The organism is Bosea sp. 124 (genome assembly GCF_003046175.1).
GTDB lineage: Bacteria > Pseudomonadota > Alphaproteobacteria > Rhizobiales > Beijerinckiaceae > Allobosea.
This window is the reverse complement of record NZ_PZZM01000001.1, coordinates 4,971,152-4,988,931: the sequence shown is the minus strand read 5'-3', so window position 1 is coordinate 4,988,931 and position 17,780 is coordinate 4,971,152. Positions and strand designations below refer to the sequence as shown.

15 protein-coding genes are annotated in these 17,780 nt (G+C 66.6%); all 15 read left to right on the top strand.

Annotated features, from left to right (window positions below):
* The first annotated feature begins 58 nt into the window (after nucleotides 1–58).
* Entirely contained in the window at nucleotides 59–559 is a 501-nt protein-coding gene (gene coaD / locus C8D03_RS23590) for a pantetheine-phosphate adenylyltransferase (RefSeq protein ID WP_108050203.1), read from the top strand.
* A 140-nt stretch (nucleotides 560–699) separates the two neighbouring features.
* On the top strand, nucleotides 700–2,031 hold the full coding sequence (proS, locus tag C8D03_RS23585) for a proline--tRNA ligase (protein ID WP_108050201.1): 1,332 nt from the start codon (nucleotides 700–702) through the stop codon (nucleotides 2,029–2,031).
* Nucleotides 2,028–3,326: a lipoprotein-releasing ABC transporter permease subunit gene (locus tag C8D03_RS23580; protein WP_108050199.1), complete on the top strand. Its 1,299-nt coding sequence runs from the start codon at nucleotides 2,028–2,030 to the stop codon at nucleotides 3,324–3,326. The genes proS and C8D03_RS23580 overlap by 4 nt, the downstream gene beginning before the upstream one ends.
* A gap of 5 nt (nucleotides 3,327–3,331) precedes the next feature.
* Nucleotides 3,332–4,027, top strand: coding sequence for an ABC transporter ATP-binding protein (locus C8D03_RS23575; protein WP_108050197.1), 696 nt, complete (start codon nucleotides 3,332–3,334; stop codon nucleotides 4,025–4,027).
* 412 nt (nucleotides 4,028–4,439) lie between these two features.
* Nucleotides 4,440–7,913 (top strand): DNA polymerase III subunit alpha, encoded by a 3,474-nt coding sequence (gene dnaE / locus C8D03_RS23570; RefSeq protein WP_108050195.1) that lies wholly within the window; start codon nucleotides 4,440–4,442, stop codon nucleotides 7,911–7,913.
* A 136-nt stretch (nucleotides 7,914–8,049) separates the two neighbouring features.
* Complete coding sequence (locus tag C8D03_RS23565) at nucleotides 8,050–8,772, top strand: FkbM family methyltransferase (protein WP_181301204.1); 723 nt, start codon at nucleotides 8,050–8,052, stop codon at nucleotides 8,770–8,772.
* A 105-nt stretch (nucleotides 8,773–8,877) separates the two neighbouring features.
* Complete coding sequence (locus C8D03_RS23560) at nucleotides 8,878–9,288, top strand: DUF6998 domain-containing protein (RefSeq protein WP_248308597.1); 411 nt, start codon at nucleotides 8,878–8,880, stop codon at nucleotides 9,286–9,288.
* Nucleotides 9,289–9,444: 156 nt separating this feature from the next.
* Nucleotides 9,445–10,452: a 30S ribosomal protein S2 gene (locus tag C8D03_RS23555; RefSeq protein WP_108050190.1), complete on the top strand. Its 1,008-nt coding sequence runs from the start codon at nucleotides 9,445–9,447 to the stop codon at nucleotides 10,450–10,452.
* A 187-nt stretch (nucleotides 10,453–10,639) separates the two neighbouring features.
* Entirely contained in the window at nucleotides 10,640–11,563 is a 924-nt protein-coding gene (gene tsf, locus C8D03_RS23550) for a translation elongation factor Ts (protein ID WP_108050188.1), read from the top strand.
* A gap of 166 nt (nucleotides 11,564–11,729) precedes the next feature.
* The gene (gene pyrH / locus C8D03_RS23545; RefSeq protein ID WP_108050185.1) at nucleotides 11,730–12,437 is read left to right on the top strand and encodes a UMP kinase; all 708 of its coding nucleotides are present in this window, start codon (nucleotides 11,730–11,732) and stop codon (nucleotides 12,435–12,437) included.
* Nucleotides 12,438–12,599: 162 nt separating this feature from the next.
* Nucleotides 12,600–13,163: a ribosome recycling factor gene (gene frr / locus C8D03_RS23540; RefSeq protein WP_108051940.1), complete on the top strand. Its 564-nt coding sequence runs from the start codon at nucleotides 12,600–12,602 to the stop codon at nucleotides 13,161–13,163.
* Nucleotides 13,164–13,253: 90 nt separating this feature from the next.
* Complete coding sequence (locus C8D03_RS23535; protein WP_108050183.1) at nucleotides 13,254–14,042, top strand: isoprenyl transferase; 789 nt, start codon at nucleotides 13,254–13,256, stop codon at nucleotides 14,040–14,042.
* Nucleotides 14,039–14,872, top strand: a complete 834-nt coding sequence (locus C8D03_RS23530) for a phosphatidate cytidylyltransferase (protein WP_108050181.1) — start codon at nucleotides 14,039–14,041, stop codon at nucleotides 14,870–14,872. The genes C8D03_RS23535 and C8D03_RS23530 overlap by 4 nt, the downstream gene beginning before the upstream one ends.
* An 8-nt stretch (nucleotides 14,873–14,880) precedes the next feature.
* Nucleotides 14,881–16,059, top strand: coding sequence for a 1-deoxy-D-xylulose-5-phosphate reductoisomerase (gene dxr / locus C8D03_RS23525; RefSeq protein ID WP_108050179.1), 1,179 nt, complete (start codon nucleotides 14,881–14,883; stop codon nucleotides 16,057–16,059).
* A 139-nt stretch (nucleotides 16,060–16,198) separates the two neighbouring features.
* A complete protein-coding gene (rseP, locus tag C8D03_RS23520; protein ID WP_108050177.1) occupies nucleotides 16,199–17,350 on the top strand; it encodes an RIP metalloprotease RseP in 1,152 nt (383 codons plus the stop codon).
* Nucleotides 17,351–17,780 lie beyond the last annotated feature (430 nt).

The following is a 17,780-nucleotide window of genomic DNA, read 5'->3' as shown; positions in this document are numbered from 1 at the left end:
TCCGGTCTGCCCGGCCGGGTCCTTGTCGGGCGCCGGGCCAGCGTTTAACGCTTGCAACATGACACGCACCGCCTTCTACACCGGCTCCTTCGACCCCGTCACCAACGGCCATGCCGACGTCATCGCCGGGGCTGCCCGGCTTTGCGACCGCCTTGTGCTGGCGATCGGCGTCCACCCCGGCAAGACGCCGCTGCTGAGCGCCGAGCACCGTGCCGAACTCCTGCGCGCGGTCGCGACGCCGCTGCTGGTGGCGACGGGGGCTAGCCTCGACGTCGTGACCTTCGACGATCTCGCGGTCGATGCGGCGCGCCGCGCCGGCGCCACGATCATCGTCCGCGGCCTGCGCGACGGCTCCGACCTCGACTACGAGATGCAGATGGCCGGTATGAACGCGGTCATGGCGCCCGAGCTGCAGACGGTCTTCCTGCCGGCATCGCCGGCGGTGCGCCATATCACCGCGACGCTGGTCCGGCAGATTGCGGCGATGGGGGGCGATGTCGCGCCCTTCGTTCCCGCGGCGGTGCTCCAGGCGCTGAAGGATCGCTTCGCGCAGCGCTGACGACGCTGCGGCAAGTCAGGCTGCGCTTCGATCACATCCTGCGGATTTTGGTTTGCATTTTGCGCAGAGCGATGGTGTCTCTGGGCGAAGTGACTCGATGCGCCATCCGCCGCGCATCGCCCCCCAATTGAGTTTGTCCGATGCGCCTCTCCCGCTATTTCCTGCCGATCCTGCGCGACACGCCGAAGGAAGCCGAGATCGTCTCGCACCGGCTGATGCTGCGCGCCGGCATGATCCGCCAGCAATCGGCCGGCATCTACTCCTGGCTCCCGCTCGGCCTGCGCGTGCTCAACAAGATCAGCGCCGTCGTCCGCGAGGAGCAGGATCGCTCGGGCGCGATCGAAATCCTGATGCCGACGGTGCAGTCTGCCGATCTCTGGCGCGAGAGCGGGCGCTATGACGCCTATGGCAAGGAGATGCTGCGCATCAAGGACCGGCACGACCGCGAGATGCTCTACGGCCCGACGAATGAGGAGATGGTCACCGACATCTTCCGGTCCTACGTCAAGTCCTACAAGGACCTGCCGCTGAACCTCTACCACATCCAGTGGAAGTTCCGCGACGAGGTCCGCCCGCGCTTCGGCGTGATGCGCGGCCGCGAATTCCTGATGAAGGACGCCTATTCCTTCGATATCGACCAGGACTCCGCCCGTCACGCCTATAACCGCATGTTCACGGCCTATCTGCGCACCTTTGCCCGGCTCGGCCTGAAGGCGATCCCGATGCGGGCCGATACCGGCCCGATCGGCGGCGACCTCAGCCACGAATTCATCGTGCTTGCCTCGACCGGTGAGAGCGAGGTGTTCTGCCACAAGGATTATCTCGACTTCGAAACTCCCGCAGTCGACACCGATTTCGACAGCGTCGAGGGCCTGAAGGGCATCGTCGACAAGTGGACGAGCCTCTATGCGGCGACCGAGGAGATGCACGAGACGGCGGCCTATGAGGCCATTCCGGCCGACAAGCAGCTCTCGGCCCGCGGCATCGAGGTCGGCCACATCTTCTATTTCGGCACGAAGTACTCCGAGCCGATGGGCGCGACCGTCCAGGGCCCCGATGGCCAGAACGTTCCCGTCCATATGGGCTCCTACGGCATCGGCCCGAGCCGCCTCGTCGCGGCCCTGATCGAGGCCGGGCATGACGATTCCGGCATCGTCTGGCCGGACGAGATCGCGCCCTTCGACATCGCCGTACTCAACCTCAAGACCGGGGATGCCGCGACCGACGGCGCCTGCGAGCAGCTCTACGAGGCGCTGCTCGCGAAGGGCTACGACGCGCTCTACGACGATACGAATGAGCGCCCTGGCGGAAAATTCGCCACCGCCGACCTGATCGGCGTGCCCTGGCAGATCATCGTCGGCCCCAAGGGGCTGGCCGAAGGCAAGGTCGAGATCAAGCGCCGCGCCGGCGGTGAGCGCGAGCTGGTTTCGCTCGAGGCTGCGCTCGACAGGTTCAAGGGCAAGGCGGCGTGAGCGGCGCGGCAGAAACCGACACCCGAAACGAGGCCCCGACCGGCACGAAGCCCTTCGCCGGCTTCGAATGGCTGCTGGCCGGGCGCTATCTGCGCACGCGTCGGCGCGAGGGCTTCGTCTCGGTCATTGCCGGCTTCTCGTTTCTCGGCATCCTGCTCGGCGTTGCCACGCTCATCATCGTGATGTCGGTGATGAACGGCTTCCGAAAGGAACTGCTGGAGAAGATCGTCGGCGTGAACGGCCACATCTTCGCGACGCCGATCGATCGCCCGCTCGACGATTACGACGTCGTCTCGATGCGCCTGAAGGCGATCCCTGGCATCAGGCTCGCCATCCCGCTGGTGGAAGGGCAGGCGCTGGCGTCCTCGCAGACCGGCAATGGCGGTGTACTGGTCCGCGGCATCCGCGAGGCCGACATCAAGGCGATCCCCTTCGTCGGCGGCAATATCCGGCGCGGCACGCTCGATGGTTTCGACGGCGCCGGCGGCGTCGCCATCGGCAAGCGGCTGGCCGATTCGCTCGGCCTTCAGGTCGGCGATTCGATCAATATCATCTCGCCGAAGGGCGCCTCGACCCCCTTCGGCACGGCGCCGCGCATCAAGGCCTATCCGATCCAGGCGGTCTTCGAGATCGGCATGACCGAGTTCGACGCCTCCTTCGTCTTCATGCCGTTGACCGAGGCGCAGGCCTATTTCAACCGCGAAGGCGATGTGAACGTCATCGAGATCTTCGTCGACGACCCCGACTGGACACAAGGGGTGCGCGACGCGATCGAGGCCAACGCGCCGCGCCCGCTCGTGCTCTCGGACTGGCGCCAGCGCAACCGCAGCTTCTTCAATGCGCTGGAGGTCGAGCGCAACGTCATGTTCATCATCCTGACCCTGATCGTGCTGGTGGCGGCGCTCAACATCGTCTCCGGCCTGATCATGCTGGTGAAGGACAAGACCGCCGACATCGCGATCATGCGCACCATGGGCGCGACCCGCGGCACGGTGCTGCGCGTCTTCCTGATCACGGGCGCGGCGATCGGCGTCTTCGGGACGCTGGCCGGGCTCGCGCTCGGCGTCGTCTTTGCCAGGAACATCAAGGCGATCATGGCCGCATTGAACTGGATCACGGGCGCCAATCTCTGGGACCCCACCGTGCGCTTCCTCAGCGACATTCCCTCGGTCATCGACTGGAGCGAGGTTGCGAGCGTCGTGATGATGGCTCTCGTCCTGTCGCTGCTGGCGACCCTCTACCCGGCCTGGAAGGCGGCGCGGCTCGACCCCGTCCAGGCACTGAGGATGGGGTGACGTCCATGGCCGCCGCGCAACGCGAGACCCCGACGCTCTTCCTTTCCCAGGTCGAGCGCCACTATCCCCAGACCGACGCGCCGCTTGAGATTCTGCGCAAGGCGGATTTCGCGCTCTGGCCCGGCGAGCTCGTCGCGCTCGTCGCCCCGTCCGGCACCGGCAAGTCGACGCTGCTGCATGTCGCCGGCCTGCTGGAGCGGCCCGATGGCGGCGAGGTCTTCGTCGGTGGCCTGCCGACGACCAAGCTCGACGACAAGGGCCGCACGCGCCTGCGCCGCACCGAGATCGGCTTCGTCTACCAGTTCCATCACCTGCTGCCCGAGTTCACGGCGCTGGAGAACGTCGTGCTGCCGCAGCGCATCCGCGGCCTTGACCGGGAATTGGCGGAGGAGAGGGCGGCCGAACTCCTGACCTTCCTTGGCCTTGGCGAGCGGCTCGACCACCTGCCGGGCGAGCTCTCGGGCGGCGAACAGCAGCGCGTCGCCATCGGCCGTGCCGTCGCCAACACGCCGCGCCTGCTGCTGGCCGACGAGCCGACGGGCAATCTCGATCCGCACACCTCGCTTCACGTCTTCTCGACGCTGGTCGCGCTGGCGCGGGCCTCGGGACTGGCCGCCCTGATCGCGACCCATAACCTCGATCTCGCACGTCGCATGGACCGTCAGGTGACGATCCGCGACGGGCATGTCGTGCCGCTGTAGCGGTATCGTTTGGCCGGGCATCGACAGCGTCATCCCGTGCTCGCTTGACCGCGGGATCGGCCTCGCTCGCGCAGTCTCTGAATTTACGACCTGTTAACTGATTTTGATATGCGCGGCCTGCAATTGACGCACAGGCATTGACGAGAACAAAACATGAATTAACTTGGACATATCGAAAACACGAGGAGGTCGTCATGACCGTAGCGCGTAAATTGGCAGCCGGCATCGCAGAGATTGCATCGCTCGGGCTCTTCCTCGGCATGGTCTGGGTCTGGGCGGCGCTCCTGTCCGGTCCGAATATCTGACCGTCCACAAAAGCGACGATCAGTAGCGTGGCGCCGGAGCCTGCGGCGCTCCATAAGGACCCTTGGCGGCGACGCGTGAGTCGCGACGACAGGCAGCAGGGCGGATGATGGCACGCGAACCGGGCGACACGCGCATCCTCTCCGAGGTCGGCTTCGTCCATCTCCATGTCCATTCGAGCTATTCGCTGCTCGAGGGCGCCATGACGGTCGGGACGCTCGCCAAGATGGCTGCGTCCGACGGCCAGCCCGCGCTGGCACTGACCGATACCAACAACCTGTTCGGGGCGCTCGAATTCTCCGAGAAGCTGGTCGGCTCCGGCGTGCAGCCGATCGCCGGCGTGCAACTCTCCGTCGATTTTGCCGATGAGGCCGAGGGTAGCCGAAAATCCCTGCAGCAGGTGCCTCCGCATATCGTCCTGCTCGCGATGAACGAGGCCGGCTACGGCAACCTGATGAAACTCGTCACCGAGGCCGCGCTGGCGAGCGGTGGTTCCGGGCAGCCGATCTCGAACCTGGAACGTCTCGCCTCCCATCACGAGGGCCTGATCGCACTGACCGGCGGCCATGGCGGGCCGGTCGACCTGTCTTTGCGCAATGGCCAGGTCCCGCAGGCGAAGGCCCGGCTGGCGGCGCTGTCGGAGATCTTCGGCGACCGTCTCTATGTCGAGATCCAGCGCCATGGCGGTGACGACGAAGCGGCGGTCGAGGCACATCTGCTGCGGCTGGCCTATGAGGCGGATGTCGCCATCGTCGCGACCAACGAGCCCTTCTTCGCCAAACCCGCCGACTACGATGCCCATGACGCGCTGCTCGCGGTCGCCGCCGGACGGCTCGTCTCGGATGGCGAGCGCCGGCGCGTCACGGCCGAGCATCATTTCACCAGCCGCGCCGAGATGAAGCGCCGCTTCGCCGATCTGCCGGAGGCGCTGGCCGCAACCGTCGAGATCGCGATGCGCTGCACCTGGCGCGTCGGTCTGCGCAAGCCGATCCTGCCGCGCTTCGGCGAGGTCGGCCGCGACGAGGCCGAGGAGCTCGAGACGCAGGCGAAGGCTGGCCTTGCCGCGCGGCTCGCCAAGCATGGCCCGGCCTCGGGCTACACCGTCGAGGACTACGAGAAGCGCCTCGCTTTCGAGCTTTCGATCATCACGCGGATGAAGTTCCCGGGCTACTTCCTGATCGTCGCGGACTTCATCAAATGGGCCAAGGATCACGACATCCCGGTCGGTCCGGGTCGTGGCTCCGGAGCGGGCTCGCTCGCCGCCTATGCGCTGACGATCACCGATGTCGATCCGCTGCGCTTCGGCCTGCTGTTCGAGCGCTTCCTCAATCCCGACCGCGTCTCGATGCCGGACTTCGACATCGACTTCTGCCAGAACCGGCGTGAAGAGGTGATCGACTACGTCAAGCATCGCTATGGCGAGGAGCGCGTCGCGCAGATCATCACCTTCGGCACGCTGCTGGCGCGCGGCGTGCTGCGCGATGTCGGCCGCGTGCTGGAGATGCCCTATGGCCAGGTCGACCGCCTGACCAAGCTCGTCCCGCAGAATCCGGCCAAGCCGATCTCGCTGAAGGATGCGATCGAGGGCGAGCCCAAGCTGCAGGCTGCGGCGGCCGAGGAGCCGGTCGTCGCCCGCCTGCTCGAGATCGGCCAGAAGCTCGAAGGTTTGCACCGCCACGCCTCGACCCACGCCGCCGGCGTGGTGATCGGCGACCGGCCGCTGGAGGAACTGGTCGCGCTCTCGGTCGACCCGCGCACCGGCATGCGCGTCACCCAGTTCAACATGAAATGGGTCGAGCAGGCCGGGTTGGTGAAGTTCGACTTCCTTGGCCTCAAGACCCTGACCACGCTGACCACGGCCGTGAAGCTGATCGCCCAGCGCAATATCGCGATCGATCTGGCGAGCCTGCCTTTCGACGATCCGCCGAGCTACGCGATGCTGGCGCGTGGCGAGGTGGTCGGCGTGTTCCAAGTGGAAAGCGCCGGCATGCGCAAGGCCCTGGTCGAGATGAAGGCCGATCGGATCGAGGACCTGATCGCGCTGGTCGCGCTCTACCGTCCCGGCCCGATGGACAACATCCCGAGCTACTGCCGGCGCAAGCTCGGCCAGGAGGAACCGACCTATCTCCATCCGAAGATGGAGCCGATCCTGGCCGAGACGCATGGTATCATCGTCTACCAGGAGCAGGTGATGCAGGTGGCGCAGGCGCTCTCGGGCTATTCGCTCGGCGAGGCCGACCTGCTGCGCCGCGCCATGGGCAAGAAGATCAAGGCCGAGATGGACGCCCAGCGCGACCGTTTCGTAAAGGGCGCCGTCGAGGGCGGCATCAAGAAGGAGGTCGCCTCCGAGATCTTCGACCTGCTGGCGAAATTCGCCGATTACGGCTTCAACAAGAGCCATGCGGCGGCCTATGCCGTCGTCGCCTTCCAGACCGCCTATCTCAAGGCGAACTACCCGGTCGAGTTCCTGGCCGCGTCGATGACGCTTGACATGGGCAACACCGACAAGCTCTCGGAATTTCGCCGCGATGCCGAGCGCCTTGGCATCAAGGTGTTGCCGCCCGCGATCAACCGCTCCGGTGTCGAGTTCGACGTCCATGAGGGCGCGATCCATTATGCGCTGGGCGCGATCAAGGGCGTCGGCAGCGCAGCGGTCGAATCGATCGTCACCGCGCGGCGCGCCGGGGGTGATTTTCGGGACCTCGCCGATTTTGCCCGGCGCATCGACACGAAGCTGGTCAACCGGCGCACCATCGAGGCGCTGATCGCGGCTGGCGCGATGGATGTGCTGGAGCCCGAGCGCGCCCGCGCCATGGCGGCGATCGACGGCATGCTGGCGCTCTCGAACCGCACCCGCGATGCCGCGCTCGGCGGCCAGTCGGAGCTGTTCGGCGGCGGCACAGTGCAGGAGGCCTTCCGCATTCCGCCGGTCGAGCCCTGGGCCCCGGCCGAGCGGCTGAAGCGTGAGCACGATGCCGTCGGCTTTTTCCTCTCGGGCCATCCGCTCGATGATTACGAGCATGTGTTGAAGCGGCTGCGCGTGCAGCGCTTCGCCGATTTCGCGCAGACCGTTCGCGCCAATGGCACGGGCGTCGCCAAGGTCGCGGTCTCGGTCATCGACAAGTCCGAGCGACGCACCAAATCCGGCTCGAAGATGGGCATCGTCAACCTGTCCGACCCCAGCGGCCAGTTCGAGGCGATCCTGTTCTCGGAAGGTCTGCAGCGCTTCCGCGATTTCCTGGAGCCGGGCAGGGCGCTGGTGCTGCGTCTCTCGGCGGTGCTCGACGGCGAGGATGTCCGCCCCCGCATCGAGGATGTCGAGGTGCTCGACGAACTCGCCGCCCGGCAGAAGCAGGATCTGCTGGTCTATCTGCGCGACGACAAGGCGCTGGCCTCGATCGCCGAGCGCGTCCGTCCGCGCGGGGACGGCATCAAGGCCGAGGGCAAGATCGCGCTGGTCATGATCCTGAACGACGGCGCCCAGGAGGTCGAGATCGAGCTGCCCGGACGCTACCCGGTCAACCAGCAGATCGCCAATGCGGTCAGGGCCGCGCCGGGGGTGGTCAGCGTCGAGCTGCGCTGACCCGGCGCATTCCGGCCTTGTGCGAACCGGCTGGCAGTGCATTCTGGGGCGGGGACGCCAGGTCCCGTGACGCCAGCTTCCGTGACGCATGTCCTGTCGGAGCGTCGGGGCGCGGCGTGAATGCCGGGGGGCAACGGTGAAGCACTACGTCGCGCAGATTCCGATGAGCCTTGCCGTGCCCGAGGCGATGTACTGGGCCATCAAGGACGTTCTGGAAGGCGAATACGAGACCGGATTTGACGGCGTCGGCCTCGATATCCTCGATATCGGCGCCAATGTCGGCTCCTTCGCGCTCTGGGCCACAGCGCGCTGGCCGGGCAGCCTGGTCACCTCCTATGAGCCGCATCCCGGCACCTTCGAATTGCTCAAGCGCAACACGCACCAGCGTCGCGACATCGTCGCGGTCAATGCGGCTCTGTTCCCCGGCGGCGCGAAGACGGCGAGCTTCGTCAGCCGCTTCGCCGGCGACGGGGAGTCCGGTCTGGCGTCCTATGCCGGCGACACCTTCGTCGACGGGGCCATGGTCGAGCGTTACGAGGTCGCAGTCGTCGACCCGGCGAGCCTGCCCTCCGCCGACATCGTCAAGATCGACATCGAGGGCGGTGAGGGCGACGTGCTCGACAGCATCGATCTGTCGAAAACCTCGCTGGTCCTGCTCGAATATCAGAATCGCAAGAACCGCGACCAGCTTGCGGGCCGGCTGAAGACCGGGTTCGACCTGATCGACACCGTCGAGCACATCTGGGACCCGTTGCTGGAACAGCGCTGCTACCGCCCTGATCTCGCCGGCGACGTCTATGGCCGCATGTTCGCCGCCCGCAAGGGCATGACGCGGATGACGCGCGCGGCTGGGAGGTAAAGCCGCATTTGCTTCGCTCTGACAGATATGGCGGCGTTAGATTGGTGACGGTGGCTGAGTTGGCCGCGGCGAAGCGTGTGCTTTTGAGGCGAGGGGGCGGTGGTAATGCGCATCAAGCTACCAAAGCCGGTGCAGGATATTTACCGCGCAGTGGAAGAGCTATCTGCACTCTATCCTGGCAGAAAATTCACGCCGGATGGGCATCTCGTCGGATCGATAGGCGAAGTGATCGCGGCTGAGCGACTAGGGTTGACCCTGTATCCCTCGTCGCATGCCGGTCACGATGCCTATGACGCGGGCGGCGACGTTCAGATCAAGATGACCGCTACAGCGAGCATTTCGCTCTATGCCGACTGCGACAGGCTGGTTGTGCTCAAGGTCGTTTCGCCCGAAGAGGCTGAGATTGTTTATGACGGTGCCGGAGGACCGGCTTGGCAACAAGCTGGCAAGATGCAGAAGAATGGGCAAAGAACAATAAGCCTCGCCCGCTTACGCAGAATTGCCGCCAGCCAATAGGTGCGGCGCGTCTTGCCTTCCCGCGCCATTCCCTGTATGGCGCAGCCCATCCCACATGGGGAGCATCGCCTCATCTCCGAGGCGTTCCGGTGACTTGGCAGCTTATGCCTCGTTCATTCGCACCCCAGAGGCTCAACCGGAAGGACGATACAGACCATGGCTCTGCCAGATTTCTCCATGCGCCAGCTCCTCGAGGCCGGTGCCCATTTCGGCCACCAGTCGCATCGCTGGAACCCGAAGATGTCGCCCTACATCTTCGGCACGCGCAACAACATCCACATCCTCGACCTGTCGCAGTCGGTGCCGATGCTATCGCGCGCCCTGCAGGCGGTGTCGGACACTGTCGCCCGCGGCGGCCGTGTCCTCTTCGTCGGCACCAAGCGCCAGGCGCAGGACTCGATCGCCGACGCGGCCAAGCGCTCGGCCCAGTATTATGTGAATTCGCGTTGGCTCGGCGGCATGCTGACCAACTGGAAGACCATTTCGGCTTCGATCCAGCGCCTGCGCAAGGTCGACGAGCTGCTGAACGGAGGCGGCACCGGCCTGACCAAGAAGGAGCGCCTGATGCTCGCCCGCGAGCGCGACAAGCTCGAGAAGGCGCTCGGCGGCATCAAGGACATGGGCGGCGTGCCGGACATGATCTTCGTGATCGACACCAACAAGGAAGCGCTTGCGATCAAGGAGGCCCAGCGCCTCGGCATCCCGGTCGCCGCGATCATCGACTCGAACTCGGATCCGGATGGCATCACCTTCCCGGTTCCCGCCAATGACGACGCCGGCCGCGCAATCCAGCTTTATTGCGACCTCGTCGCGCGCTCGGCCATCGACGGCATCTCGCGCGCTTCGGGCGACCATGGCATCGATCTCGGCGCCGCCGAGGCTCCGGTCGTCGAGGAGGCTCTCGCCGAGCCCGCCGCCGCCGATCTCGGCGTGGCCTTCGAATTGCTGACCGCGCCGCGCGGCGCGCCGGACGATCTGATGAAGCTCTCGGGCATGGGTCCCGAGCTGGTTCAGAAGCTCAATGATGGCGGCCTATTCCACTTCTGGCAGTTCGCTGCGATGTCGCCCGCCGACCTCGCCAAGGTCGATCAGGACCTGAAGCTCGCCGGCCGCATCGAGCGCGAGGGCTGGGTCGCCCAGTCGCGCGAGCTCGCCGACGCCTGACGCTTTCGAGACGGGAGGCGGCGCGTCATCGACGCGTCGCAATCCGGTTGCTGCATTGAACTCTGATTGACGCCGACCAGCGCCGACGACCGGAAACGGAGCGTCGGCGTTTCCCCATAGGGGCTGGCCGGCCTGATTCCGCGGCCGGCCTCTATCCGGCGCCGCACGACAGACAAGGACGACAAAGATGGCTGCGATCACCGCCGGCATGGTGAAGGAACTCCGCGACAAGACCGGCGCGGGCATGATGGACTGCAAGACCGCGCTGACGGCCGTCGACGGCGACATCGAGGCCGCGATCGACTGGCTGCGCACCAAGGGGCTCGCCAAGGCCGCCAAGAAGGCTGGCCGCGTCGCCGCCGAGGGTCTCGTCGCCGTGGCCGTGTCCGGCCACAGCGGCGTCGTGGTCGAGCTCAACTCCGAGACCGACTTCGTCGCCCGCAACCTCGAATTCCAGGGCCTCGCCCACGGCATTGCCAATGTCGCGCTGGAGCGCGGCGGCGACGCCGAAGCCGTGCTCGCCCACCACTATCCGGGCGGCGGCACCGTGCAGGATGCGATCGCCAACGCCATCTCCACGATCGGCGAGAACATGACGCTGCGCCGCGTCGCGCAGCTCAAGGTCTCTGCCGGCCTGATCGGCTCCTACGTTCATGGTTCGGTCGCCGATGGCCTCGGCAAGATCGGCGTCATCGTCGCGCTGGAATCGACCGGCAAGGCCGATGAACTGGCAGCCCTCGGCCGCCAGCTCGCCATGCATGTCGCCGCGACGAATCCGGTCTCGCTCGATCTCGCTTCGATCGATCCCGAGTTGCTGGCCCGCGAGAAGGCGATCCTGGCCGAGAAGAACGCCGGCAAGCCCGCTCATGTGCTCGAGAAGATCACCGAGAGCGGCATGAAGAGCTACGCCAAGGAGTTCTGCCTGCTCGAGCAGGCCTACATCCATGACGGCTCGAAGTCGGTCGGCCAGGTGCTGAAGGAGATCGAGGGCAAGGTCGGCGCTCCGGTCGCGCTCACCGGCTTCGCGCGCTATGCGCTGGGCGAGGGCATCGAGAAGGAAGAGACCGATTTCGCCGCCGAGGTTGCGGCCGCCGGCGGCACGACGGGCTGATCGGGCCTCTCAGCGAGACGGAAAAAGGCCGCGCCCAGCGCGGCCTTTTTTGTAGAAGGGAGGTCGTCGCGAATCGCGGCGGACCCCTTGGGCATCGGCCGGACTTGCGGATTCGCTCGTCCCGGCAGGATGATGCGATCATGAACGGCATTACGGAGACGATCTGATGAGACCCAATCGCGTTCTCGTTAAGCTCTCCGGCGAAGCCCTTGCCGGACAAGCGGGATCCGGCCTTGACGGCGCGACGCTGACGGCGCTTGCAAGCGATATTTCGAATGCCTCGCGAGAGGGTGTGGAGATCGCCATCGTCGTCGGTGGCGGCAATTTCTTCCGCGGCGTCCAGGGGCTTAACAAGGGGCTCGACCGCACCAGCGCCGATTCGATCGGCATGCTCGGCACCGTGATGAACGCGCTCGCGCTGGAGCATGCAATCGAGAGCGCGGGTGCGCCTGCGCGCGCCATGTCGGCGGTGCCGATGCCCTCGCTCTGCGAGAGCTACGCCCGCAAGCGCGCACTCGACCACCTGACCAACGGCAAGGTCGTGGTGCTCGGCGGCGGCACCGGCAATCCCTATTTCACCACCGATACGGGTGCGGCCCTGCGGGCGGCCGAGCTCGGCTGCAGCCATCTGCTCAAGGCGACGCAGGTCGATGGCGTCTATTCCGCCGACCCGAAGAAGGACCCGCGCGCCACCCGCTACGACACGCTGACCCATGCCGAGGCGATCACGCGCGATCTGAAGGTGATGGATACGGCGGCCTTTGCGCTGGCTCGCGATGCCGGGCTGACCATCGTGGTGTTCTCGATCGCGGAGGCGGGCATGCTTGCGGCCGTGCTGCGCGGCGAGGGCAGGGCGACCTATGTGACGCCGTAAGCGCCTCGCGATACGATGTTCTTGACCCTGGCCGGCCCCCCCGCCATGGTCGCGCCGGGTTTTAGAAACACCCCGGCATGCAACACCGATCTCGCATCGTCGCTGGAGGAAAGCCGGGTTTCCGCTTTTCGCGCGATGCACCAGTTCAAGGTCTTGAAGACGATGGCCCAGACGACATTCGATCTCGACGATGTGAAGCGCCGCATGCAGGGCGCGCTGACCTCCTTCAAGGGCGATCTCGCCTCGCTGCGCAGCGGCCGCGCCTCCGCCAACATGCTCGACCCGATCCAGGTCGAGGCCTATGGCGCGCGCCAGCCGCTGGCCCAACTCGCGACCGTCAGCGTCCCCGAGGCCCGCCTGCTCAGCGTGCAGGTCTGGGACCGCAGCATGGTCAATGCCGTCGAGAAGGCGATCCGCGAATCCGATCTCGGCCTCAACCCGCAGACCGAAGGCCAGGTGCTGCGCATCCGCATCCCGGAGCTGAACGAGCAGCGCCGCAAGGAGATGGTCAAGGTCGCGCATAAATATGCCGAGGAGTCGAAGATCGCCGTGCGCCATGTCCGCCGCGATGCCATCGACATCATCAAGAAGGTCGAGAAGGACGGCGCCTTCACCAAGGACGACGTCACCCGCCAGTCCGACCTCGTCCAGAAGGCGACCGACCAGCACATCGCCGAGATCGACCAGGCGCTTGCGACAAAGGAAAAGGAAATCCTGAGCGTCTGACGTCGTTGGCGCGGGTTCCGCGCCAGCTTGCGGCGGGCCGGATCACCCGGCGAGATCATCCGGCACGAGGCCGAACGAGGCATATCGAGAATGTCAGCAGGCCAGCGCCCGGGGCAAGCCGCCCATCCGGCCCAAGTCGCTCCCGCCCAAGTCGCTCCCGCGCATGTTGCCATCATCATGGATGGAAATGGCCGCTGGGCGCAGCTTCGCGGCCTGCCGCGGCAGGAAGGTCATCGGCGGGGGCTGGAAGCGCTGCGCGGCACCGTCAGGAATGCGGGCGAGCTCGGCATCCGTGTCCTGACCCTCTACAGCTTCTCGACCGAGAACTGGCGCAGGCCCGCGACCGAGGTCTCCTTCCTGCTCGGCCTGCTCAAGCGCTTCGTCGAGAAGGATCTGGGCGAGCTCCATGCCGCGGGCGTCCGCGTCCGCGTCATCGGCGGCCGCGATGACCTCGCGCCCGATCTGCGCCGCATGGTCGAGCATGCCGAGGCGGTGACCCGCGACAATGACGGGATGACGCTCGTCGTCGCCTTCAACTATGGCTCGCGCGACGAGATCGTCCGGGTGGCGCGGCAACTCGCGACCGATGCCGCCGCCGGGCGGATCGAAGCGACCGCGATCGACGAGGCGATGCTGGCATTGCGCCTCGACACCGCCGGTCTTCCGGACCCCGAACTGGTGATCCGCACCTCCGGCGAGACACGCATCTCGAACTTCCTGCTCTGGCAGGCGGCCTATGCCGAGTTCGTCTTCACGCCGGTCCTCTGGCCGGATTTCGACCGTGCCGCCTTCGAGGCCGCATTGGCCGAGTATGGCCGCCGCGAGCGGCGCTTCGGCGGCCTGGCGGAACCCTCCGGCCGCGCTGCAGGCGCGGCGTGAGCGAGGCGCCTCCCGGCGGCGGGACGAAGGCCGTTTCGGGCGAACTGCGCCTCAGGATCGTCTCGGCGCTGGTGCTCGCGGCCGTGATCCTGATCGCCACCGCCTGGGGCGGCTGGCCCTTCCGCATCGTCTGGGTTCTGGTGGCCGGACTCGTCGCCTATGAGTGGCTCTCCATGGCCAACCGCGACCACGCGATCGCCGCCGCGATTGGCGTGGTCCTCGCCGGGACCCTCCTTGGCTTCTCCTCGGCGAGCCAGCCGGCTCTGGCGGGTGTCGCGGCTGTCGCAGCCCTGACCGGCGCCGTGCTGACGCCCCGGGTGGAGAGCCGGCTCGCCCTCGAGCTCTGCGGCGTCGCCTATGCGCTCGCCTTCGCGCTGGTCGCCCCGGCGCTGCGGTCGCTGCCCGAACTCGGGCTGGCTCTCGTCATCTGGAGCTTCGCGGTCGTCTGGTTCACCGATATCGCGGCCTATTTCACCGGCCGCAGGTTCGGCGGCCCCAAGTTGATGCCGAGCGTCAGTCCGGGCAAGACTTGGTCCGGCGCGCTCGGCGGAACCATCGCCGGCACGCTCGGCGGTTATGCCGTCTGGGCGCTGACGCCGGCAGCGACGCAGATCGTCGGGCCGGTGCTCGTCATCGCGGGCTCGTTCGCGGCCTCCGTGTTCAGCCAGATGGGCGATCTGTTCGAATCCGCGCTGAAGCGCCGTTTCGGCGCCAAGGATTCGAGCCGTCTCATCCCGGGCCATGGCGGTTTCCTCGATCGCCTCGACGGCTACTGGGCGGTGCTCGTCTTCGCCGGCATGGTGCTGTTCCTGACGCATCTCAAACTCTAAAAGCCGCCATGCTCCGTACCGTCACGCTTCTGGGAGCCACCGGCTCCATCGGCAGATCGACGCGCGAGGTCGTGGCCGAGAATCCCGAGCGCCTGCGGATAGGGGCCGTCGTTGCGGGCCGGGATGCCGTGGCGCTGGCGCGGGTCGCGATCGAGACGGGGGCCTCCTTCGCTGCTCTCGCCGATGCTGGGGCGGGGCCGGCGCTGGCTGAGGCCCTGGCCGGCAGCGGCATTGCCTGCGGGGCAGGTCGCCAAGCCGTGCTCGACGCCGTCGCGATGGAGAGCGACATCGTCGTCAGCGCGATAGCGGGCGCTGCCGGGCTGGAGGCGACCTTCGCAGCGCTCGTGCCCGGCCGTGTCGTCGCGCTCGCCAACAAGGAGAGCCTCGTCTGTGCCGGTGCGGCCGTGATGGCGCGCGCAAGTGCGGTCGGTGCGCGCATCCTGCCGCTCGATTCCGAGCACAACGCGCTGTTCCAGGTGCTGGGTTCTGAACCGATCTCGGCGATCCGCAGTATGACGCTGACGGCTTCCGGTGGCCCATTCCGGACCTGGAGCGCGGCCGAGATCGCGGCCGCTCGACCGGAGCAGGCGCTGGCTCACCCGAACTACGCGATGGGCACGAAGATCTCGATCGATTCGGCCAGCATGATGAACAAGGGGCTGGAGCTGATCGAAGCCTGCTTCCTGTTCGGTCTGGCTCCCGGGCAGCTTGAGGTGCTGGTGCACCCGCAGCAACTCGTCCATGGCCTCGTCACCTTCCGCGACGGCTCGGTCAGCGCCGGCATGGCCCTGCCCGACATGCGTGTCGCTGCCGCCCATTGCCTCGGCGTCGATGGCCGGCTCGACGCACCGGCGGCGCGTTTCCTCGATCTCGCGACGACCATGCCGCTGACCTTCGAGCGGCCGGATCTCGCGCGCTTCCCGGCGCTCGGTCTCGCCATTGCGGCGCTGGCGGCAGGCGGTGCGATGCCCGCCATCCTGAACGCGGCGAACGAGGTCGCCGTCGCGGCCTATCTCGAGGGACGCATCGCCTTTCCCGGCATCGCGGCGCTGGTCGAAGCGGTTTGCGCCGCAGCCGCGCCGGGTCTCGCCGCACCCGCCGATGTCGCCGCCGCGCTTGCCATTGACCATGAGGCGAGAAACCGCGCCGGCGCGCTCTTGTCGCGGGCGCCCTTCGCTGTCACCTAGATCACGTCGCATTCGGGCGGTATCGTCGCGAACGCGAAGAACATGATCGTCGACCTGGGGTTGGCGCAGGGCGTTAGCGAAAAGCCGGTTCGTGCTTTTTCGCGCCATGCTCCAGAGGGGGACGGATCGGGAGATTTTGATGGATTTCGTGGCAACAATCTGGAACGCCGGCTCGTTCCTGCTCGGCTATCTCGTTCCCTTCCTCTTCGTCCTGACCGTGGTCGTGTTCGTCCATGAACTCGGTCATTTCCTCGTCGGCCGCTGGTGCGGCGTCGATGTGAAGGTGTTCTCGATCGGGTTCGGCCGCGAGCTCTTCGGCTTCAACGACAGGCACGGCACGCGCTGGCGTTTCGCCGCGATCCCGCTCGGCGGCTATGTCAAATTCTCCGGTGACGGCGACGCCACCTCCAGCGTCGGCGATTCCGCCGAGCTTTCCGGCATGACCGCGCGTCAGCGCGAGCGCTCCTTCCCGGCGCAGTCGATCGGCGAGCGCGCGGCCATCGTCGCTGCCGGCCCGATCGCGAATTTCCTGCTCGCCATCGTGATCTTCGCCTCGACGGTCTATTTCTTCGGCAAGCCGGTGCTGGCCCCGCGCGTCGACCAGGTCGTCGCCGGCAGCGCCGCCGAGCGCGGCGGGCTGCTTCCGGGCGATCTCGTCATCTCGATCGACGGGCGCCCGATCGGCAGCTTCGCCGACATGCAGCGCGTCATCTCGGTGCGGCCGAACGAGACCCTCTCGATGGTGGTCGAGCGCGCGAGCGGCACGGTGACGCTGCCGGTCACGCCCGCCCTCGTCGAGCAGAGTTCGCCGCTCGGCAAGCAGCGCATCGGCGTCCTCGGTGTCCAGGCCTCGAATCTGGCCGGCGACTGGAAGACCCAGCATTTCAGCCTGCTCGAATCGGCCAGGGTCGGCGTCACCGAGACCTGGTTCGTCGTCGAGCGCACCTATGACTATCTGGCGAAACTGGTCAGTGGCCGGGAATCGGCCGACCAGCTCTCCGGTCCGATCCGAATCGCGCAGGTCTCCGGGCTGGTCGCGTCGAATGGCGGCCTGCTCGGCCTGATCAACCTCGCCGCCATCCTGTCGGTCTCGATCGGCTTGATGAACCTGTTCCCGGTGCCGATGCTGGATGGCGGACATCTGCTGTTTTACGCCGTCGAGGCGCTGCGCGGCCGGCCGCTGAGCGAGCGCGCGCAGGAGATCGGCTTCCGGGTCGGCCTCGGCCTCGTGCTGATGCTGATGCTGTTCGTCACCTGGAACGACATCACCCACGTCCGCTCCCTGCTCTAGGAGAGCGTCGGGTCCCACGCGACAGGCTGCGAGGGATCCCGCCGGGCAGGTCCGTCCAAGGATTTCCCCGGAATCCGCCGGGCCGGAGGCGCAGCCTTGAGCCGGTGCCGCCATGCGCCTCGCAGCGAGGCAGTGTTAATGGATTCCCGGCTTTTTTAGGTTTCGCGCTGCCGCGTGGCGCCCGGATCGAGATTTCCGGCCAGGGGCCGGAATACGATTTCGGAGGCCAATCGTGCGACTTTGCGGCAAAATCGCGGCGTGACGCGTGGCCTCATGGCAACGAGGGGGCTAAAAATAATTTGTTAACGACAATGCCGGTTTGCACCCCGCAGGAAACTTTGTAGAAGCGAATGGACTGCAATGTCCCCATGCTGCTGCCTCTGTCGGGTGGCGGTCCCCTGCGTTGGGGTGGTGACCTGAGAAATGGAAT

Bases quoted from the DNA above. Each gene is read 5' to 3' on its own strand.
- C8D03_RS23575 (WP_108050197.1), top strand. From the start codon at position 3,332: ATGGCCGCCGCGCAACGCGAGACCCCGACGCTCTTCCTTTCCCAGGTC.
- dnaE (WP_108050195.1), top strand. From the start codon at position 4,440: ATGGCACGCGAACCGGGCGACACGCGCATCCTCTCCGAGGTCGGCTTC.
- pyrH (WP_108050185.1), top strand. From the start codon at position 11,730: ATGAGACCCAATCGCGTTCTCGTTAAGCTCTCCGGCGAAGCCCTTGCC.
- dxr (WP_108050179.1), top strand. From the start codon at position 14,881: ATGCTCCGTACCGTCACGCTTCTGGGAGCCACCGGCTCCATCGGCAGA.
- coaD (WP_108050203.1), top strand. From the start codon at position 59: ATGACACGCACCGCCTTCTACACCGGCTCCTTCGACCCCGTCACCAAC.
- tsf (WP_108050188.1), top strand. From the start codon at position 10,640: ATGGCTGCGATCACCGCCGGCATGGTGAAGGAACTCCGCGACAAGACC.
- C8D03_RS23535 (WP_108050183.1), top strand. From the start codon at position 13,254: ATGTCAGCAGGCCAGCGCCCGGGGCAAGCCGCCCATCCGGCCCAAGTC.
- rseP (WP_108050177.1), top strand. From the start codon at position 16,199: ATGGATTTCGTGGCAACAATCTGGAACGCCGGCTCGTTCCTGCTCGGC.
- frr (WP_108051940.1), top strand. From the start codon at position 12,600: ATGGCCCAGACGACATTCGATCTCGACGATGTGAAGCGCCGCATGCAG.
- C8D03_RS23555 (WP_108050190.1), top strand. From the start codon at position 9,445: ATGGCTCTGCCAGATTTCTCCATGCGCCAGCTCCTCGAGGCCGGTGCC.
- proS (WP_108050201.1), top strand. From the start codon at position 700: ATGCGCCTCTCCCGCTATTTCCTGCCGATCCTGCGCGACACGCCGAAG.
- C8D03_RS23560 (WP_248308597.1), top strand. From the start codon at position 8,878: ATGCGCATCAAGCTACCAAAGCCGGTGCAGGATATTTACCGCGCAGTG.